Source organism: Polaromonas sp., assembly GCF_030680935.1.
Classification (GTDB): Bacteria; Pseudomonadota; Gammaproteobacteria; order Burkholderiales; family Burkholderiaceae_C; genus Polaromonas.
The window spans coordinates 23,773-39,033 of record NZ_JAUXUP010000007.1 but is presented as its reverse complement, the minus strand read 5'-3'; the positions used below and the strand labels follow the sequence as shown (position 1 = coordinate 39,033).

Sequence of the window (15,261 nt, the reverse complement as noted above, 5' to 3'; positions counted from 1 at the left end):
TTCCGTGCCAATCACCCCCTGCTCCCGCCCGCTTTGGGCCCGCTTCGCAGCGTGGCTGGGTTTTTTGGCCGTCTTCGCGGCGCTGATGGCACCCGTGTCCATGCTGGCCGAAGATGTGCGCACCGGCCAGCTCGGTGGACTCTGCAGCGCAGCCGGCGCTGGCCAGCCGGGCAGCGACGATGCTTCGTCTGCCAATGGGCACTGTGACCTGTGCGGCTCGGCCGGCCTGGGCTTGCCGATGCTGTACCGGGCCGATGGAACTCCTGCCGCCGCCAGTCTGGTGGCGGTGTTTTTCCAGGATGCCGTGCGCTCGGCATCGTCGCCGGGCCTGCCTTTCAGCCGCGGCCCGCCGGCACTTTGAAATAAACAAGTACCTGTCATTGCGGGCTTGACCCGCAAGCCATGCTGCGTGAACCCGGACTGTGGTTCATGCGATATGGATCCCGGATCGAGTCCGGGAAAACAAACCGGGGCAACACGCCCCTGACTTTCATTCCCGTCTGCCCAAGCCCAGGTGCGTCGTCACTGAACCGCTGGCCCCATCGCTGAATTGCTTTTATCGTCAGGAAAGAAACTCCCATGAAATCAAAAATATTGCTCATGTTGTTGGCGCTTTCGGGCGCCGCCCTGCAAGCACAAACCGTCGAAGTCAAGGATGCCTGGGTGCGTACCGCCGTGCCAGGTCAGCCAGGCACCGGCGCCTTCATGAAAATCACCTCCAGAACCGACACCCGGCTGGTCGGCGTTTTTACACCGGCTGCCGGTGTGGCCGAGGTGCATGAAATGAAGATGGCCAATGACGTGATGACCATGCGCGCGGTGCCGGCGCTTGATCTGCGCGCCGGCCAAACCCTGGAGCTCAAACCGGGGGGCTACCACGTCATGCTGATGGAGTTGAAGCAGGCTTTGCCGGTGGGAAGCAACGTGCCCTTGACGCTTGTTTTCAGGGACAGCAAAGGCCTGGAGAGCAAGTTGGCGCTGCAGCTGCCGGTCAGCGCTGCGGCGCCGTCGGCACACGCGACGCACAAGCACTGACTATTTGGTGGGGCGTTCGCCGAGCCGCCGGTAAACGGTAGCGCGGCTGATGCCCAGCGCCCGCGCCGCTTTGACTATATTGCCGCGCGCGTCGCTGACCGCTTTGCGGATCAGCGCGGTTTCGATGTCCTTGAGCTGCAGGGTGGGCACGGGTGTACCCCGGCCACCAAGCCGGCCCGCGGCCGGCGCGCGACCACGTAGCAAGGGCAGGGCGTGCAGGCGCAGGCCGGACCACAAAGGCACGTCGATGGCTTGCGGATAAGACAACGGGTTGCTTTTCGCGGCATCAAACAGCATCTCGTAAGGCATGGCAAACAGCTCGCTGCAGTGAACCGCTGCAGCGCCCGCGTTTTGCAGCGCGGGCACCATTTGCCGCGCCGCAGGATTGGCGCCGGTGACCCAGCCATCCGGGTCCAGGCAAACCATGCCGTCCATGTCGTCGCCCAGGCTCTGGCTTGACCAGTTCAGGCGGATCATCAGGTCGTGCGGGCGGTTCTGGATCAGCGCGTTTTCAATGCTGCGCGCCGACTGCACCACCAGGTGTTTGAGCTCCGGACGCTCCACCGTGTCCACGCCAGTCAGGTCCAGCATGCCGGCGCACCGCCCATCCGGTCCAAACAGCGGCGCCCCGGCGCAGCTGTAAGCTGAATTGGCGTTGAAAAAATGCTCGCCGCGGTGCAGCCAGACCGGCTGCAACTCGGTCAGCGCTGCACCAATCGCGGTGGTGCCCACGCTGTCTTCCGACAGGTCCACGCCGATGCGGGTGATCAGGTCCACGCGCCGGTCGCGCCGGTCTATGGCGCCATTGACATCCACCACCACACCCTGCGCGTTGGTCAGGATGGCGAAGTAACGCGTGCTGGCAATGGCGGCACCGAGTTTTTCCAGCACCGGACGCGCCGCCGCCGCCAGCACCTGGTTGGCTTCTTCGGTGCGGCGCAGTATTTGCGGAGGCAATATGTCAAAACCGACAGTCTGCTCGGGCTTTTTGCCGCTGGCCAGGCAGCGCTGCCAGGAGCGCTCAATCCACGGCTCGGCCAGGATGCCAGGCTGGCTCTTACCGCCGTGCAACACGGCCTGCCGCGCAAGGGCGATTTGCTGCAGGCGTTGCTCTGAAGAAACCGGAAGGGCGGTCAGCATGTGGTGCAGTGTTTTTGGAGGGCGTGGAAGTCGGGAGTATGCCCGGTGTGCTTGCAGCCTACCAGACCGTGACAAGTCCGACAGGCGCCGGTCTGGATTGCATCATTTTGAGAATATCGCCGCGCTTTGGCAAGCTCCTAGGGTTTAACCTAGTCGGGTGTTCGGTGGGCACTTCAACAATGGCCCAGTCCCATCCGCAGCCAGACAAACAACAGCCATCAGGAGACAAGCGCATGCAAGTTCAATTCAAAGTCAACGGCAAAGCCAAAAGCGTAGAGGCGCCGCCCAACACCTTCCTGGTACAGGTGCTGCGCGAGCAGTTCAAGATGACCGGTACCCACGTGGGCTGCGACACCGCACAGTGCGGCGCCTGCACCGTCCTCATGAATGGCCGCGCGGTCAAGTCCTGCAACATCCTGGCGGCGCAGGCCGAGGGCGCTGACATCACCACCATCGAAGGGCTGGCCGCCGCCGACGGCACCATGCACCCGATGCAGGCGGCCTTCAAGGAGTGCCACGGCCTGCAATGCGGCTTTTGCACCACCGGCATGGTGATGAGTGCGGTCGATCTGTGCAAGCACCACCCCAAGGCCAGCGAAGGCGAGATCCGTGAGCTGCTCGAAGGCAACATCTGCCGCTGCACCGGTTATCAGAACATCGTCAAGGCGGTGCAGCAGGGCGCTGCGACCATGGCGGCCTGATTCCGAGCGCTATTTTATTTTTCAGCGCCGCCATCCTGCGGGCCGCTGCCTCTTATTTCTTTCTGGAGTACACACATGGGTGCATCCGACTTCGTCAATCTGCCAAACATTGGCACCTCCGTCCGCCGCAAGGAGGACTACCGCTTTCTCACGGGCGGCGGGCAATACACCGACGACATCACGCTGGCGAACCAGAGCTACGCGGTGTTTGTACGGTCGCCGCATGCACACGCCAACATCAAGAGCATCGACACCGCCGCTGCCAAAGCCGCGCCCGGCGTGCTCGATGTGTTTGTCGGTGAAGACGTCGCCGCCGACAAGATCAACGGCCTGCCTTGCGGTTGGCTGATCACCAGTACCGACGGCAACCCGATGAAGGAGCCGCCGCACCCCATACTGGCGCAGGGCAAGGTGCGTTATGTGGGCGACCATGTCGCCATGGTGGTGGCTGAAACACTGGAGCAAGCCAAAGACGCTGCCGAGCTGGTGGAAGTGGACTACGACGTGCTGGGCGCCGTGGTGCGTGTCACCGACGCGGCCAAGGCCACGGCCCTGCACGAGGCTGCCCCCGATAACCATTGCTACAAGTGGGCGATTGGCGACAAAGGCCAGGTGGATGCGGTGTTTGCCAGCGCTGCACACATCACCAAGCTGGACCTGACCAACAACCGGCTGATCCCGAATGCGATGGAGCCGCGTGCGGTGATCGGCTCCTACAGCCGGGCCACGGACGAATACGTGCTGTATGTGTCCAACCAGAACCCGCACGTCGAGCGCCTGCTGCTGACGGCTTTTGTCATGGGCCTGCCCGAGCACAAAGTGCGTGTGATCGCGCCCGACGTCGGCGGCGGTTTCGGCTCCAAGATTTATCTGTATGCCGAAGACGTGTGCCTGACCTGGGCCTCGAAAAAGCTCAACCGCAACATCAAGTGGACAGCCGACCGCAGCGAGGCCTTTGTCAGCGACGCCCATGGCCGCGACCATTCCAGCCACGCCGAGATGGCGATGGACAAGGCCGGCAAGTTCCTCGCGATGCGGGTGCACACCGACGCCAACATGGGCGCTTACCTGTCCACCTTCGCGCCTGCCGTGCCGACCATCCTCTACGCCACCTTGCTGGCCGGTCAGTACACCTGTCCGCAGATTTATGTCGAGGTCGACGCCTGGTTCACCAACACCGCGCCGGTGGATGCTTACCGCGGCGCCGGCCGCCCTGAAGCGACTTATCTGCTGGAGCGTCTGGTCACGCGCTGCGGCTGGGAGCTGGGCCTGGCGCAGGACGAGATCCGCCGCCGCAATTTTGTCAAAGACTTCCCGTACCAGACACCGGTGGCACTGCAGTACGACGTGGGCGATTTCCACGCCCTGCTCAAGCGCGGCAACGAGCTGGCCGAGGTGGCGGGTTTTGAAAAACGCAAAACCGCCTCGGCGGCCAAAGGCCTGTTGCGCGGCATCGGTTACTCGTGTTACATCGAGGCTTGCGGTCTGGCGCCCAGCAACATCGCCGGTGCGCTCGGCGCGCGTGCCGGCCTGTTCGAATGCGGCGAGGTTCGCGTACATCCAACCGGCAGCGTGACGGTGTTTACCGGATCACACAGCCACGGCCAGGGCCACGAAACCACCTTTGCACAGGTGGTGGCCGCCCGCCTGGGCATCTCGGTCGATGCGGTGGACATCGTGCACGGCGACACCGGGCGCGTGCCTTTCGGCATGGGTACTTACGGCTCGCGCTCCATGTCGGTGGGTGGCACCGCCATCATGAAAGCGCTCGACAAGATAGAAACCAAGGCCAAGAAAATTGCCGCCCACCTGATGGAGGCCAGCGACGCCGACGTCGAGTTTGCCAATGGCGAATTCACCATCAAGGGCACCGACAAGAAGGTGACCTTTGGCCAGGTGGCGCTGACGGCCTATGTGCCGCACAACTACCCGCTGGACAAGCTGGAGCCCGGCCTGAACGAGACAGCGTTTTACGACCCGACGAACTTCACCTTTCCGGCCGGCACCTACATCTGCGAGGTCGAGGTGGACCCCGCCACTGGCGTGGTGCGGGTCGACAGCTTCACCGCGGTGGATGACTTTGGCAACATCATCAACCCGATGATTGTCGAAGGCCAGGTGCATGGCGGGCTGGTGCAGGGCATAGGCCAGGCGCTGCTGGAAAACTGCGTCTACGACCCCGAATCCGGCCAGTTGCTGACCGGCTCTTTCATGGACTACGCCATGCCGCGCGCCGACGACATGCCCAACTTCAAGCTGGACACCTTGTGCACACCGTGCAGCCACAACCCGCTGGGCGCCAAGGGCTGCGGCGAGGCCGGTGCCATCGGGTCGCCGCCGGCCGTCATCAACGCTGTGCTGGATGCGCTCAGGCCGCTGGGTGTGACCGACTTCGACATGCCTGCTTCGTCCAGCCGCGTCTGGGAAGCCATCCAGTCCGCCAAGAAATAACAGACAGCCAAGGAGAAAACCACCATGTATCCCTTCACCCTGGAACGACCCACCTCCCTGGCAGCCGCGGCCAAGCTCAGCATGGACGGCGCCAAACCGCTGGCCGGCGGCCAGACCCTGCTGGCATCGATGAAGCTGCGCCTGTCCAGCCCGGACCAGCTCGCTGACCTGAGCGGCATCAAGGAGCTGACCGGTATCAAACGCGAAGGCAACAACATTGTCATTGGCGCCATGACGCGTCACCTTGACGTGGCCAACAACGCAGACGTCAAGGCAGTGCTGCCGGCGCTGGCCGACCTGGCCGCCAACATTGGCGACCGGCAGGTGCGCGCCATGGGTACTTTGGGCGGTTCGGTCGCCAACAACGACCCTTCTGCCTGTTACCCCAGCGCAGTGCTGGCGCTGGGCGCCACCGTGCACACCACCACGCGCAAAATTGCCGCCGATGACTTCTTTCTTGGCATGTTTGCCACGGCGCTGGAAGAGGGCGAACTGATCACGGCGATCAGCTTTCCGGTTCCCAAACGCGCGGCCTACATGAAGTTCAAGCAGCCGGCCTCGCGTTTTGCGCTGGTCGGGGTTTTTGTGGCGCAGTTTGATGCAGGTGTGCGGGTGGCTGTCACCGGCGCGTCCAGCGGTGTGTTCAGGCACAAGGGGCTTGAAGCTGCGCTGAGCAAAAGTTTCACGCCCGAGTCTGCAGCGGCTGTGAGGATTGATGCAACGGACCTGAACAGCGACATCCACGCCACCGCCGCCTACCGCGCGAACCTGATCAGCGTACAGGCGCAGCGGGGCGTGGCGAAGGCGCTGGGTTGATGGTGCCCACCGTTCGGGTTGGGCTTGCCCAAGCCTCTGCCCTGACGGTGTGCAAGCCTTTTTGGCCTCCAGCCCTTTGTTGACGGGCGCAAGAAGCTATAAAAATAATAGCGACTGCGGCAAGTACTAAACTGGTCCGATGACAATTTTTCCCACGATTGATGCCCTGATGCAGGCGCTGCAGGGCGCCGGCTATTTTGCCGACCGCCGGCTGGCTGCCGCAGTTTTTCTGGCGCTCAAGTTGCAGCGACCACTGCTGCTCGAAGGTGAGCCCGGTGTCGGCAAGACCGAGCTGGCCAAGGCCTTGTCGCTGGCGCTGCAGCGGCAGTTGATACGCCTGCAGTGTTACGACGGGCTGGAGCAGCGTGAGGCCCTGTACGAATGGAACTACGCGGCCCAGTTGCTGCACATGCGTGCCGTGGAGTTAAGAGCCCCCACGCTCGGCACTGACGTGTCCTCGCTGCCCCCCGAGGGGGCGTCCACCGCCTTGGGGCGGCCCGGCGGCGGCGGGCACGGCAATCCGGCCGATGTCGAGCGCGAGGTGTACCAGGACCGCTATTTGATACGCCGCCCATTGCTCCAGGCCCTGCAAGCACCGGCGCCCGGCGCGGTGTTGCTGATCGACGAGGTGGACCGGGCCGATGAACCTTTTGAGGCCTTTTTGCTCGAGTACCTGGGCGAGTACCAGGTCAGCATCCCCGAAATCGGCACGGTGCGCGCCAACGTGACGCCTGTGACGATTTTGACCAGCAACCGCACGCGCGAGCTCAACGACGCGGTCAAACGCCGCTGTCTTTACCACTGGCTCGACTATCCGGATCGTGACCGCGAGCTGGCAATCATCCGGGCCCAGGTGCCCGAGGCGGGTGAGCAGCTTTCCGCCCAGGTTGCAGCGTTTGTGGACCGCCTGCGCCGCTCGCCGTTTGGCAATGCCTTCCAGCGCGCACCCGGCATCGCCGAAAGCGTGGAATGGGCCAAAGCCCTTGTGGCACTGGACACGCTGGTGGTGGACCCGGAAGTGGTGGCCGACACAGCAGGCATTTTGTTCAAGCAGCGTGAGGATGTGGCCGCGCTCACACACGCGCTGGCGGTGGACTTGCTCAAGCCGGAAGAGGCCACTGCTGGATGACAACTCCCACGCCCTTCGGGCTGAGCTTGTCGAAGGGATTTGCAGGCTTAGACAGGCTCAGCCCGAACGGATTTAGCGGGAAAACTCATGCTTTTAGGTGATTCAAGAGGCGGCAAGCTCGCCGACAATATCGCCGGCTTTGGCCGCGCCCTGCGCCGCGCCGGTGTCAAGGTGGACAGCCAGCGCATCGGTCTGGCCAAGGAGGCCGCGCTGGCCGTCGGCATCAGCGAGCGGGAAGACCTGGGCGCCGCGTTTGAAGCGGTGATGATCAGCCGCGAGCAGGACCGCCTGGTGTTCCGCGAGCTGTTCGACATCTATTTTCAGGACCCGAAAGTCGCCAACAAGCTGCTTGCGCAACTGCTGCCCAGCGCCGAAGGCAAGGCCGAGCCCAGCAAGCGCCGGCCGCGCGTGCGCGAGGCGCTGGCGCCGCAAAAAGCATTTGGCCAGCAGGCCAAACCCACCACCGAAGACCAGAAGGTCGAGTTTGATGCGGTGATGACGGCCAGCGACATTGAGCGCCTGCAACACGCCGACTTCAATGCGCTGTCGGCTACTGAATACCGGCTGGTCGAGCGGCTGGCGCGCGACATCAAATTGCCCCTGCCCATGTTTGCCTCGCGCCGCACCCGGCCCGCCAGCAGTGGTGCGCGCATGCACTGGCCCGGCGTGATGCACCAGGCCGCACGCACCGGCGGCGAGTTGATACACCTGCCCCGTTTGCAGCGGCGTGAGCAGGCCCTGCCTCTGCTGGTGCTGGTCGATGTGTCAGGTTCCATGGAGCGGTATGCGCGCCTGCTGCTTGCCTTTTTGCACGCCGCGACCCGGCGCCATCCGCAGCGTGACGTGTTTGCCTTTGGAATGCACCTCACCGATTTGACGCCCGCTTTCCGCCAGGCCGACACCGACGAGATGCTGGCCCACGCCAGCGCGGCGATTGAAGATTTTGCCGGTGGCACCCAACTGGGCGCTTCGCTGGTCAGCCTGCGTGAGAAACATGCGCGCCGGCTGGTCGGGCGCCGCACCATCGTGCTGGTCATCAGCGACGGCCTGGACACCGGCGAGCCCGCCGATCTGGCGCGCGAACTGGGCTGGTTGCGCAGGCGCAGCCGCCGACTGCTCTGGCTGAATCCGCTGCTGCGGTTTGACGGTTACGCTCCGCTGGCCCGTGGCGCGGCGGTGTTACATGCGAACGCGCACGGCATGTTGGCGGTTCACAATTTAAGCAAGCTGGAGGAACTGGCAGCCAGTCTGGCGGCTCTGATGAAAAAATGATCTCGTATCCAACCGACAACTAGAAAAGGGAAAAACAATGGACATGCAAGGAAGCCGCCAACTGGCCGTGACACAACAACAGGCCTGGGACGCACTGAACGATCCCGCCGTGCTCAAGGCCTGCATTCCCGGCTGCGACAAGGTTGAGGCCACCGGCGAGAACCAGTACGCGATTGCGATGGCCCTGAAAATCGGCCCGGTGTCGGCCAAATTCACCGGCAAGATCACACTCAGCGACATCAACCCGCCGGCCAGCTACAAGCTGTCGTTTGACGGGCAGGGCGGGGTAGCCGGTTTCGGCAAAGGCAGCGCCGAAGTTGTTCTGGCGCCGAATGACGACGGTTGCGAGTTGTCTTACACCGTGCACGCCTCGGTCGGTGGCAAGGTGGCGCAACTGGGCCAACGCCTGATCGACGGCGCGGCCAAGTCCATGGCGGAAGATTTTTTCAAACGTTTTGATGAAGAAATGCAGCGCCAGCACCCCGAGAGTTATGCCGCCAAAATGGTGATGGGTGAGATTGAAACCGACACGCCGCCGCTTGCCGCGCCAGCCAAAGCGGCGATCCCGCTGTGGGTCTGGGTGGTGGGCGCCGCGGTGCTGGCGGTGGCCGTCTGGCTGGGCAGTTGAGCGCCCTGCAGCCGATTTGGTAAAAGGAAAAACCATGGAAAACCTCGATGTCATGGTGCTGCGTACCCTGCGCGACTGGCGTGCAGCGGGCAAACGCGCCTTGCTGGCCACCGTGGTGCGCACCTGGGGTTCGTCGCCCCGGCCAGTGGGCTCCATCATGGCGCTGTGTGAAGACGGCGCGGTGGTCGGCTCTGTCTCGGGCGGCTGTATTGAAGACGACCTGATTTACCGCTATACCCAGGCCTATGCGGCGACTGGTGCGGGCGCAGAAAGCAAAACGATTCCGTCCGGCCCACCCACTTTTGTCAAATACGGCATCACCGCCGACGAAGCGCACCGCTTTGGCCTGCCTTGCGGAGGTACGCTGGAGCTGCTGCTGGAATACGACCCCGAGGCCACCGTGCTGGCTGAACTGGTCCGGGCGCTGGAAGCCGGGCAATTGATGCAACGCAGCGTACGCCTGAGCGATGGTGCGGTGACGCTGGCGACTGCCACGGCGCCGGCAGAACTCAGTGTCTCCAGCACTGAGCTGGTCAACACCTTTGGCCCCGAGTACCGCATGTTGCTGATAGGCGCCGGCCAGCTCACTGAATACCTGGCCACCATGGCGCTGTTCAGCGGCTTTGCCGTGACGGTGTGTGACCCGCGCGAAGAATACCGCAGCGCCTGGTCTGTGGCAGGCGCCAAAGTGCTCAGCGACATGCCCGACGATGTGGTCATCGCCTTCAAGCCCGACAGGCGCAGCTGCGTGATTGCATTGACGCACGATCCCAAGCTTGACGACCTGGCGCTGATGGAAGCCCTGGGCACCGACGCGTTTTACATAGGCGCCATCGGCTCGCGCCGCAACAACGAAACGCGCCATCAACGCATGGCCGAACACTTCGGCCTGAACGAAGCCGCCCTGGCACGCCTGCGCGGGCCTATAGGCATCTACATCGGCAGCAAAACCCCGCCAGAAATTGCCGTCAGTGTGATGGCCGAAGTACTGGCCGTGAAAAACGGCGTGGTGCTGCCACGCGACATGGAAGTGGCGCAGGCCAAGAACGAACGTGCGGTGCTGGGCAACGATGCCGGTGAGCTGGTGTGTGACGTGGCCCGGGTGCCCTTCAATGCCGGCTAGCTGGATCACACCGCATGCATTCATCGGCGTAAACGCATGAACACACATTTTGTCAAAGCGGGGCTGATCGCAGCTGGACTCATGAACATCGGCGGTGTTCTTGTGTTTTCGCGGGCGTTCACCAATTCTGCGATCAACACTGCTGACCCGGTGGTGATGTCTAACTTCGGGCTTCTCATGATTGTGGTGTGGGGCCTGGCCTATCTGGGCGCGGCGACCATCCGTTCGGACATCAAATGGCTCATGGCTGCGTTTGCGTTCGAGAAACTGGTGTATGTCGTGGTTTGGGCCAGGTGGCTGTCAGAAAACAGCCTCAAGCAGCTTTATGCCAATGACTTTTTTGCGGGCGCTTTCTACGGCATTTATGGGTTGAACGATTTTGTGTTCATGGTGTTTTTTGCCTGCGCGTTTCTGTTTTGGCGCCCCAAAGAGTAGTCTGACCAATGGACAGTCATGCCGCGTCAGTCCACCACGCGTCAGACTGCTGCGCCAGCCCGAATGCAAAGCAAGTACTGACATGAACCACTAGACGGGTTCTCAGATAGCGGCAGAAACTGTTCAATGCTTCGGCTGATAGGAACTGGCGCGGCAACCTCGCAGCGGCTACCTTTCTGGTTTTTAAGCCAAATTAGCCCCTGGCCCATGCTTACTGTGCGCGCGCAGCTATCAAAAACAGAGCGCTCTTGATGCCCGCCACAGTCAGCAACAGCGAGCCGAACAGGTGTAATGTCGCCGTACCCACCGCCAGGGCGTAACGTTGCTGCTGCAGCATGGCAATCACTTCGGACGAAAAGGTGGAGAAGGTGGTCAGCGCACCCAGAAAGCCGGTGACCAGAAGCAGGCGCCAGACCGGGTCCATCTGCGGCATGGATTGAAACGTTGCCACACACACACCGACCAGGTAGCCGCCCAGCAGGTTGGCGGCCAGGGTTCCCCAGGGAATCAGGCCACCGGGGCTGAGCCACAGACCCAAGCCCCAGCGCGCCAACGCGCCCACACTGGCGCCCAGGCAGATGGCAAAAGCCGATGACAGCAGTGGCATGGCCTTGCCTCGTTCAGCGGCTCATCTGCATGGGCAGCCAGGTGACGATGCCGGGAAAGACGTACACCAGCGTCACGGCGAGACACATCAGAAGAAACATGGGCAATGTGACTTTTGCAATCCAGGTCAGCTCGCGCCCTGTCATGCCTTGCAATACAAACAGGTTGAAGCCGACGGGCGGGGTGATCTGCGCCATCTCAACCACCAGCACGATAAAAATACCAAACCAGATCGGGTCAATACCGGCTTTCTGGATCGTTGGCATCAGCACACCCATGGTCAGCACCACCATGGAGATGCCGTCGAGAAAGCAGCCGAGCAGTATGAAGAACAAGGCCAGCGCCAGGACCAGCTGCCCCTGGCTCAGGCCCAGCGAACCTATCCATTCGGCCAGATGGCGGGGCAGGCCGATGTAGCCCATGGAGAGCGTCAAAAAGGCCGCACCGGCCAGAATCAGCGCGATCATGCAGTACAGGCGCGTGGCGCCCATCAGTGCGTCACGGAAGGTGGCCCAGCTCAGCGAACCCTGCAGGGCCGAGATCACCAGCGCGCCGACGACGCCAATGGCCGCCGCCTCGGTGGCGGTGGCGATGCCGGTGTAGATCGAGCCCAGCACGGACAGGATCAGCAACACCACCGGTATCAGCGCACGCGAAGCGGAGAGCTTTTGCAGCAGGGTTGCCTTCCCGTCCCGGGGGGGGATCTGGCCGGGGTTGCGCAGGGCCCAAATGACGATGTAACCCGAAAAAAGAAGCGCCAGCAACAAGCCAGGAAACACCCCTGCAATGAACAGTTTGGCGATCGACACTTCCGCCGCCACGCCGTACACAATCATGATGATGGACGGTGGAATCAGCAGCCCCAAGGTGCTGGCGCCGGCCAGCGTGCCGACCACCATGTGCTCCGGGTAGCCGCGCCGCGTGAGTTCGGGCAAGGTCATCTTGCCGATGGTCGCGCAGGTGGCTGCGCTGGAGCCGGACACTGCGGCAAAAATCGTGCAACCGACCACGTTGGTGTGCAGCAGCCTGCCCGGCAGGGCCTGCATCCAGGGTGCCAGGCCTTTGAACATGTCCTGCGACAGACGGGTACGAAAAAGAATCTCGCCCATCCAGATGAACAGGGGCAGGGCGGTCAGTGTCCAGCTGGAGGCCGAGCCCCAGATGGTCACTGCCATCGCGTCGCCAGCCATGCGCGTGGTAAACAGCTGCATGCCTATCCAGGCCACGCCCGACAGCGTCAGTCCGATCCAGACACCGGTGCCCAAAATCAGAAACAGCGACAGCACCAGCAGTGCCATGATTCCAAGATCGCTCATGGCTTCCTCATTCGTTGCGCAGCGCTTCGCCGCTGACGGCCGTCACGCGGCGGCCCTGAATCTCCAGCACCAGCTCATCGACAAAAGCGATGAGCAGGATCACCGCGCCAAACGCCATGGCCAGTTGCGGCAGCCACAGGGGCGTGGCATCACTGCCGGTAGAGATGTCGTTGAATACACGCGATTGCCAGGCCAGCTTGCAGCTGTAAAAGGCAAACAGCAGGGCCAGCAAGGTGGCCAGCGCCAGCGCCCAGACCTCCATGGCTTTTTTGGCCTTGCCGTGCAGCGCGTTGATCACCAGCGTCACACGAATATGCTCGCCGCGCTTGAGCGTATGCGCCAGCGCCAGAAATCCGCTGGCGGCCATCAGGTAACCGGCATAAGCGTCGGTGCCGGGCACATGAAAATGCAGTTGCCGGCTGACGATGGACAGCAGCACCATCACCAGCAGACCCACCATGAAAAGCGCCGCCAGGGCGGCGGCGCTGTTGTAAATGCCGTCTAGCAGCTTGCGCATGTCGGCGTGACTTACTTGCGGTAGGCGTCAATGATGGCCTGGCCCTCAGGACCGGCCTTGTCGGTCCATTCCTTGAGCATGGTGTCGCCCACTTTTTTCATGTCGGCCTTGAGCGCGGCGGAAGGAGGCAATACCTGCATGCCATTGGCCTTGAGGGTTTCCAGCGTCTTGGTGTTGACGCCCCGGCTTGCAGTCCAGCCACGGGTCTCGGCATCTGCCGCGGCCTTGAGCACGGCCTGGCGGGTCGGTGCATCCAGCGCGTCAAACGCGGCCTTGTTCACGATGACCGCATTTTTGGGCAGCCAGGCCTGGGTGTCGTAGTAATACTTGAGGTGCTCGTACAGCTTGCTGTCCACACCGGTGGCGCCCGAGGTCATGGTCGATTCGACCACCCCGGTGGCCAGGGCTTGCGAGAACTCGGCAGCCTGCACGGTGACGGGCTGCGCCCCGACAAGTTCGGCGATGCGCGAGGTGGACGGGCTGTAGGCGCGCCATTTGATGCCTTTGAGGTCGGCAGCGGAGTTGATCGGCTTTTTGGAATAAATGCCCTGTGGCGGCCATGCCACCGCGTACAGCAGCTGCAGGCCCTGCTCGCCAAGTTTCTTTTCCAGTGCCGGCTTCTGCGCCTGGTACAGCTTCATCGAGCTGTCATAGCCGTCGGCCAGAAAGGGCAGGCCGTCGGTGCCGAAAATCTGCCACTCGTTCTGGAAGTTGGCGAGCAGGATTTCGCCAGCCTGGGCCTGGCCGCCCTGAACAGCGCGCTTGATCTCTGGTGCCTTGAAGAGGGACGCGTTGGCGTGCACCGTGATCTTGAGCTTGCCGCCGCTGGCCTTGTCCACGTCGTTGGCGAACTGCACCAGGTTTTCGCTGTGGAAGTTGGTGGCGGGGTAGGCTGCGGGCAGATCCCACTTGGTCTGTGCGAAAGCGGCAGTGCCGACGCTCAGGACGGCGGCGATGAGTGCGAGTTTGAATTTCATGAAAAACTCCTGGGCAAATAGGGTGGTTGAGGATGCTAAGTATGGATAGGATAGACGCAAATCCCGCGCCAGTTCACCGGGCATACCCCAAAAAAACCTGACAACACGTCCAGGACCCCCTCCTTATGAACCTCCGCTTTGTTGAAGCTTTCTATTGGGTGGCCTCGCTGAAAAGTATTTCGCGGGCGGCTGAAAAGCTCTATCTGACCCAGTCCGCCATGTCCAGCCGTATCGCTACGCTGGAGGGCGAACTGGGTGTTCTGCTGCTGGACCGCCACGACAAGCAGTTCAAGCTGACGGCGGCAGGCACACGTTTTCTGCTGTATGCGGAAAAGCTGCTCTCTCTGCAGCGTGAGGTCAAGGCAGAGATGGGCTCAGGGCAGGCCATGGCCGTCTCCATGCGGATCGGTGCGATCGAGTCGGTGCTGCATTCGTGGCTGATTCCGTGGCTGGAAAAACTGCGTGCCGATCACCCGGGGCTGGAGCTGGAGCTGACGGTGGAGACCACGCCCATCCTGGTGGACCAGATTCAGCGCGGTACGCTGGACCTGGTGTTTGCGGTGTTGCCGGCGGCTGCCGATGGTGTGCGCAACCAGGCCCTGCCGACCATGGACATGGTGTTTGTCGGGCACCCGGAGCTGCATAAAAAAAGAAATTACCGGCTCGATGAGCTGGCCGAGATGGAACTTCTGACCTTTCAAAAAGGCTCGCAGCCGCATGTCACGCTGCTTGATTTGTTCCGTACACGCAAGATGGAGCCCAAAAAGGTGCACGCCATTTCATCCATTTCAGCGATGGTGCAACTGGTGCAGGGCGGCTTTGGTGTGGCCTTGTTGCCGCGCGCGGCGGTTGAACGCCTGACCGGCTTTGCGCGCCTGAAACCGCTGACCTGCGATGTCCAATTGCAGTCGCTGCCCATCCATGCCAGTTACCGCACCGATCCGACTTCGAGAACGGTGGAAACCGTGCTGCAGTCCGCGGTTGCATTCGCCGGTGGGGCGAAAAAACGCACCAAAACAGCCACTAAAGGTAAACCCGTATTATCGAAAAAATCGATGATCTGAGCAAAATATTTTGAATTTGCGGTCCGCTGGCGACCCTCCCACAATCCGCTC

At 62.3% G+C, this 15,261-nt stretch carries 16 protein-coding genes; 11 read left to right on the top strand and 5 right to left on the bottom strand.

Annotated features, from left to right (window positions below; genetic code table 11):
* Positions 1-4: 4 nt before the first annotated feature.
* Complete coding sequence (locus tag Q8L50_RS01730; RefSeq protein ID WP_305346919.1) at positions 5-361, top strand: DUF2946 family protein; 357 nt, start codon at positions 5-7, stop codon at positions 359-361.
* Positions 362-579: 218 nt separating this feature from the next.
* Positions 580-1,035, top strand: a complete 456-nt coding sequence (locus Q8L50_RS01725) for a copper chaperone PCu(A)C (RefSeq protein ID WP_305346918.1) — start codon at positions 580-582, stop codon at positions 1,033-1,035.
* On the opposite strand, the gene Q8L50_RS01720 is transcribed toward Q8L50_RS01725, so the two are convergent.
* Positions 1,036-2,175: a sigma-54-dependent Fis family transcriptional regulator gene (locus tag Q8L50_RS01720; RefSeq protein ID WP_305346917.1), complete on the bottom strand. Its 1,140-nt coding sequence runs from the start codon at positions 2,173-2,175 to the stop codon at positions 1,036-1,038.
* Positions 2,176-2,408: 233 nt separating this feature from the next.
* On the opposite strand from Q8L50_RS01720, the gene Q8L50_RS01715 reads away from it, so the two are divergent.
* The 8 genes from Q8L50_RS01715 to Q8L50_RS01680 all read left to right on the top strand — a co-directional run bounded on the left by Q8L50_RS01715 (position 2,409) and on the right by Q8L50_RS01680 (position 10,730).
* Positions 2,409-2,876 (top strand): (2Fe-2S)-binding protein, encoded by a 468-nt coding sequence (locus tag Q8L50_RS01715; RefSeq protein WP_305346916.1) that lies wholly within the window; start codon positions 2,409-2,411, stop codon positions 2,874-2,876.
* A 75-nt stretch (positions 2,877-2,951) separates the two neighbouring features.
* On the top strand, positions 2,952-5,327 hold the full coding sequence (locus Q8L50_RS01710) for a xanthine dehydrogenase family protein molybdopterin-binding subunit (protein ID WP_305346915.1): 2,376 nt from the start codon (positions 2,952-2,954) through the stop codon (positions 5,325-5,327).
* A 24-nt stretch (positions 5,328-5,351) separates the two neighbouring features.
* The gene (locus Q8L50_RS01705; RefSeq protein WP_305346914.1) at positions 5,352-6,143 is read left to right on the top strand and encodes a xanthine dehydrogenase family protein subunit M; all 792 of its coding nucleotides are present in this window, start codon (positions 5,352-5,354) and stop codon (positions 6,141-6,143) included.
* 139 nt (positions 6,144-6,282) lie between these two features.
* Positions 6,283-7,272 carry a MoxR family ATPase gene (locus Q8L50_RS01700; protein ID WP_305346913.1) on the top strand — a complete coding sequence of 330 codons (990 nt, stop codon included), beginning with the start codon at positions 6,283-6,285 and terminating at the stop codon, positions 7,270-7,272.
* Positions 7,273-7,359: 87 nt separating this feature from the next.
* Positions 7,360-8,544 carry a VWA domain-containing protein gene (locus Q8L50_RS01695; protein ID WP_305346912.1) on the top strand — a complete coding sequence of 395 codons (1,185 nt, stop codon included), beginning with the start codon at positions 7,360-7,362 and terminating at the stop codon, positions 8,542-8,544.
* Positions 8,545-8,581: 37 nt separating this feature from the next.
* The gene (locus Q8L50_RS01690; RefSeq protein ID WP_305346911.1) at positions 8,582-9,172 is read left to right on the top strand and encodes a carbon monoxide dehydrogenase subunit G; all 591 of its coding nucleotides are present in this window, start codon (positions 8,582-8,584) and stop codon (positions 9,170-9,172) included.
* Positions 9,173-9,206: 34 nt separating this feature from the next.
* Positions 9,207-10,295 (top strand): XdhC family protein, encoded by a 1,089-nt coding sequence (locus Q8L50_RS01685; protein WP_305346910.1) that lies wholly within the window; start codon positions 9,207-9,209, stop codon positions 10,293-10,295.
* Between the two features lie 36 nt (positions 10,296-10,331).
* Complete coding sequence (locus Q8L50_RS01680) at positions 10,332-10,730, top strand: hypothetical protein (protein WP_305346909.1); 399 nt, start codon at positions 10,332-10,334, stop codon at positions 10,728-10,730.
* A gap of 211 nt (positions 10,731-10,941) precedes the next feature.
* Here the strand turns inward: Q8L50_RS01680 and crcB are convergent, their stop codons facing one another.
* Genes crcB through Q8L50_RS01660 form a run of 4 tightly spaced genes read right to left on the bottom strand, consistent with a single transcriptional unit; the run spans position 10,942 to position 14,146 of the window.
* The gene (crcB, locus tag Q8L50_RS01675) at positions 10,942-11,337 is read right to left on the bottom strand and encodes a fluoride efflux transporter CrcB (protein ID WP_370869713.1); all 396 of its coding nucleotides are present in this window, start codon (positions 11,335-11,337) and stop codon (positions 10,942-10,944) included.
* Between the two features lie 13 nt (positions 11,338-11,350).
* Positions 11,351-12,652, bottom strand: a complete 1,302-nt coding sequence (locus Q8L50_RS01670; RefSeq protein WP_305346908.1) for a TRAP transporter large permease — start codon at positions 12,650-12,652, stop codon at positions 11,351-11,353.
* Positions 12,653-12,659: 7 nt separating this feature from the next.
* Positions 12,660-13,169, bottom strand: a complete 510-nt coding sequence (locus tag Q8L50_RS01665) for a TRAP transporter small permease (RefSeq protein ID WP_305346907.1) — start codon at positions 13,167-13,169, stop codon at positions 12,660-12,662.
* 11 nt (positions 13,170-13,180) lie between these two features.
* Positions 13,181-14,146, bottom strand: a complete 966-nt coding sequence (locus Q8L50_RS01660) for a TRAP transporter substrate-binding protein (RefSeq protein ID WP_305346906.1) — start codon at positions 14,144-14,146, stop codon at positions 13,181-13,183.
* A 125-nt stretch (positions 14,147-14,271) separates the two neighbouring features.
* Between Q8L50_RS01660 and Q8L50_RS01655 the strand changes: the two genes are divergently transcribed.
* Positions 14,272-15,210: a LysR family transcriptional regulator gene (locus Q8L50_RS01655; RefSeq protein ID WP_305346905.1), complete on the top strand. Its 939-nt coding sequence runs from the start codon at positions 14,272-14,274 to the stop codon at positions 15,208-15,210.
* Positions 15,211-15,261: the final 51 nt, after the last annotated feature.

Excerpts from the sequence above, each read along its gene's own strand:
- Q8L50_RS01725 (WP_305346918.1), top strand. The coding sequence starts at position 580 with ATGAAATCAAAAATATTGCTCATGTTGTTGGCGCTTTCGGGCGCCGCC.
- Q8L50_RS01720 (WP_305346917.1), bottom strand. The coding sequence starts at position 2,175 with ATGCTGACCGCCCTTCCGGTTTCTTCAGAGCAACGCCTGCAGCAAATC.
- Q8L50_RS01715 (WP_305346916.1), top strand. The coding sequence starts at position 2,409 with ATGCAAGTTCAATTCAAAGTCAACGGCAAAGCCAAAAGCGTAGAGGCG.
- Q8L50_RS01710 (WP_305346915.1), top strand. The coding sequence starts at position 2,952 with ATGGGTGCATCCGACTTCGTCAATCTGCCAAACATTGGCACCTCCGTC.
- Q8L50_RS01705 (WP_305346914.1), top strand. The coding sequence starts at position 5,352 with ATGTATCCCTTCACCCTGGAACGACCCACCTCCCTGGCAGCCGCGGCC.
- Q8L50_RS01700 (WP_305346913.1), top strand. The coding sequence starts at position 6,283 with ATGACAATTTTTCCCACGATTGATGCCCTGATGCAGGCGCTGCAGGGC.
- Q8L50_RS01695 (WP_305346912.1), top strand. The coding sequence starts at position 7,360 with ATGCTTTTAGGTGATTCAAGAGGCGGCAAGCTCGCCGACAATATCGCC.
- Q8L50_RS01690 (WP_305346911.1), top strand. The coding sequence starts at position 8,582 with ATGGACATGCAAGGAAGCCGCCAACTGGCCGTGACACAACAACAGGCC.
- Q8L50_RS01685 (WP_305346910.1), top strand. The coding sequence starts at position 9,207 with ATGGAAAACCTCGATGTCATGGTGCTGCGTACCCTGCGCGACTGGCGT.
- Q8L50_RS01680 (WP_305346909.1), top strand. The coding sequence starts at position 10,332 with ATGAACACACATTTTGTCAAAGCGGGGCTGATCGCAGCTGGACTCATG.
- crcB (WP_370869713.1), bottom strand. The coding sequence starts at position 11,337 with ATGCCACTGCTGTCATCGGCTTTTGCCATCTGCCTGGGCGCCAGTGTG.
- Q8L50_RS01670 (WP_305346908.1), bottom strand. The coding sequence starts at position 12,652 with ATGAGCGATCTTGGAATCATGGCACTGCTGGTGCTGTCGCTGTTTCTG.
- Q8L50_RS01665 (WP_305346907.1), bottom strand. The coding sequence starts at position 13,169 with ATGCGCAAGCTGCTAGACGGCATTTACAACAGCGCCGCCGCCCTGGCG.
- Q8L50_RS01660 (WP_305346906.1), bottom strand. The coding sequence starts at position 14,146 with ATGAAATTCAAACTCGCACTCATCGCCGCCGTCCTGAGCGTCGGCACT.
- Q8L50_RS01655 (WP_305346905.1), top strand. The coding sequence starts at position 14,272 with ATGAACCTCCGCTTTGTTGAAGCTTTCTATTGGGTGGCCTCGCTGAAA.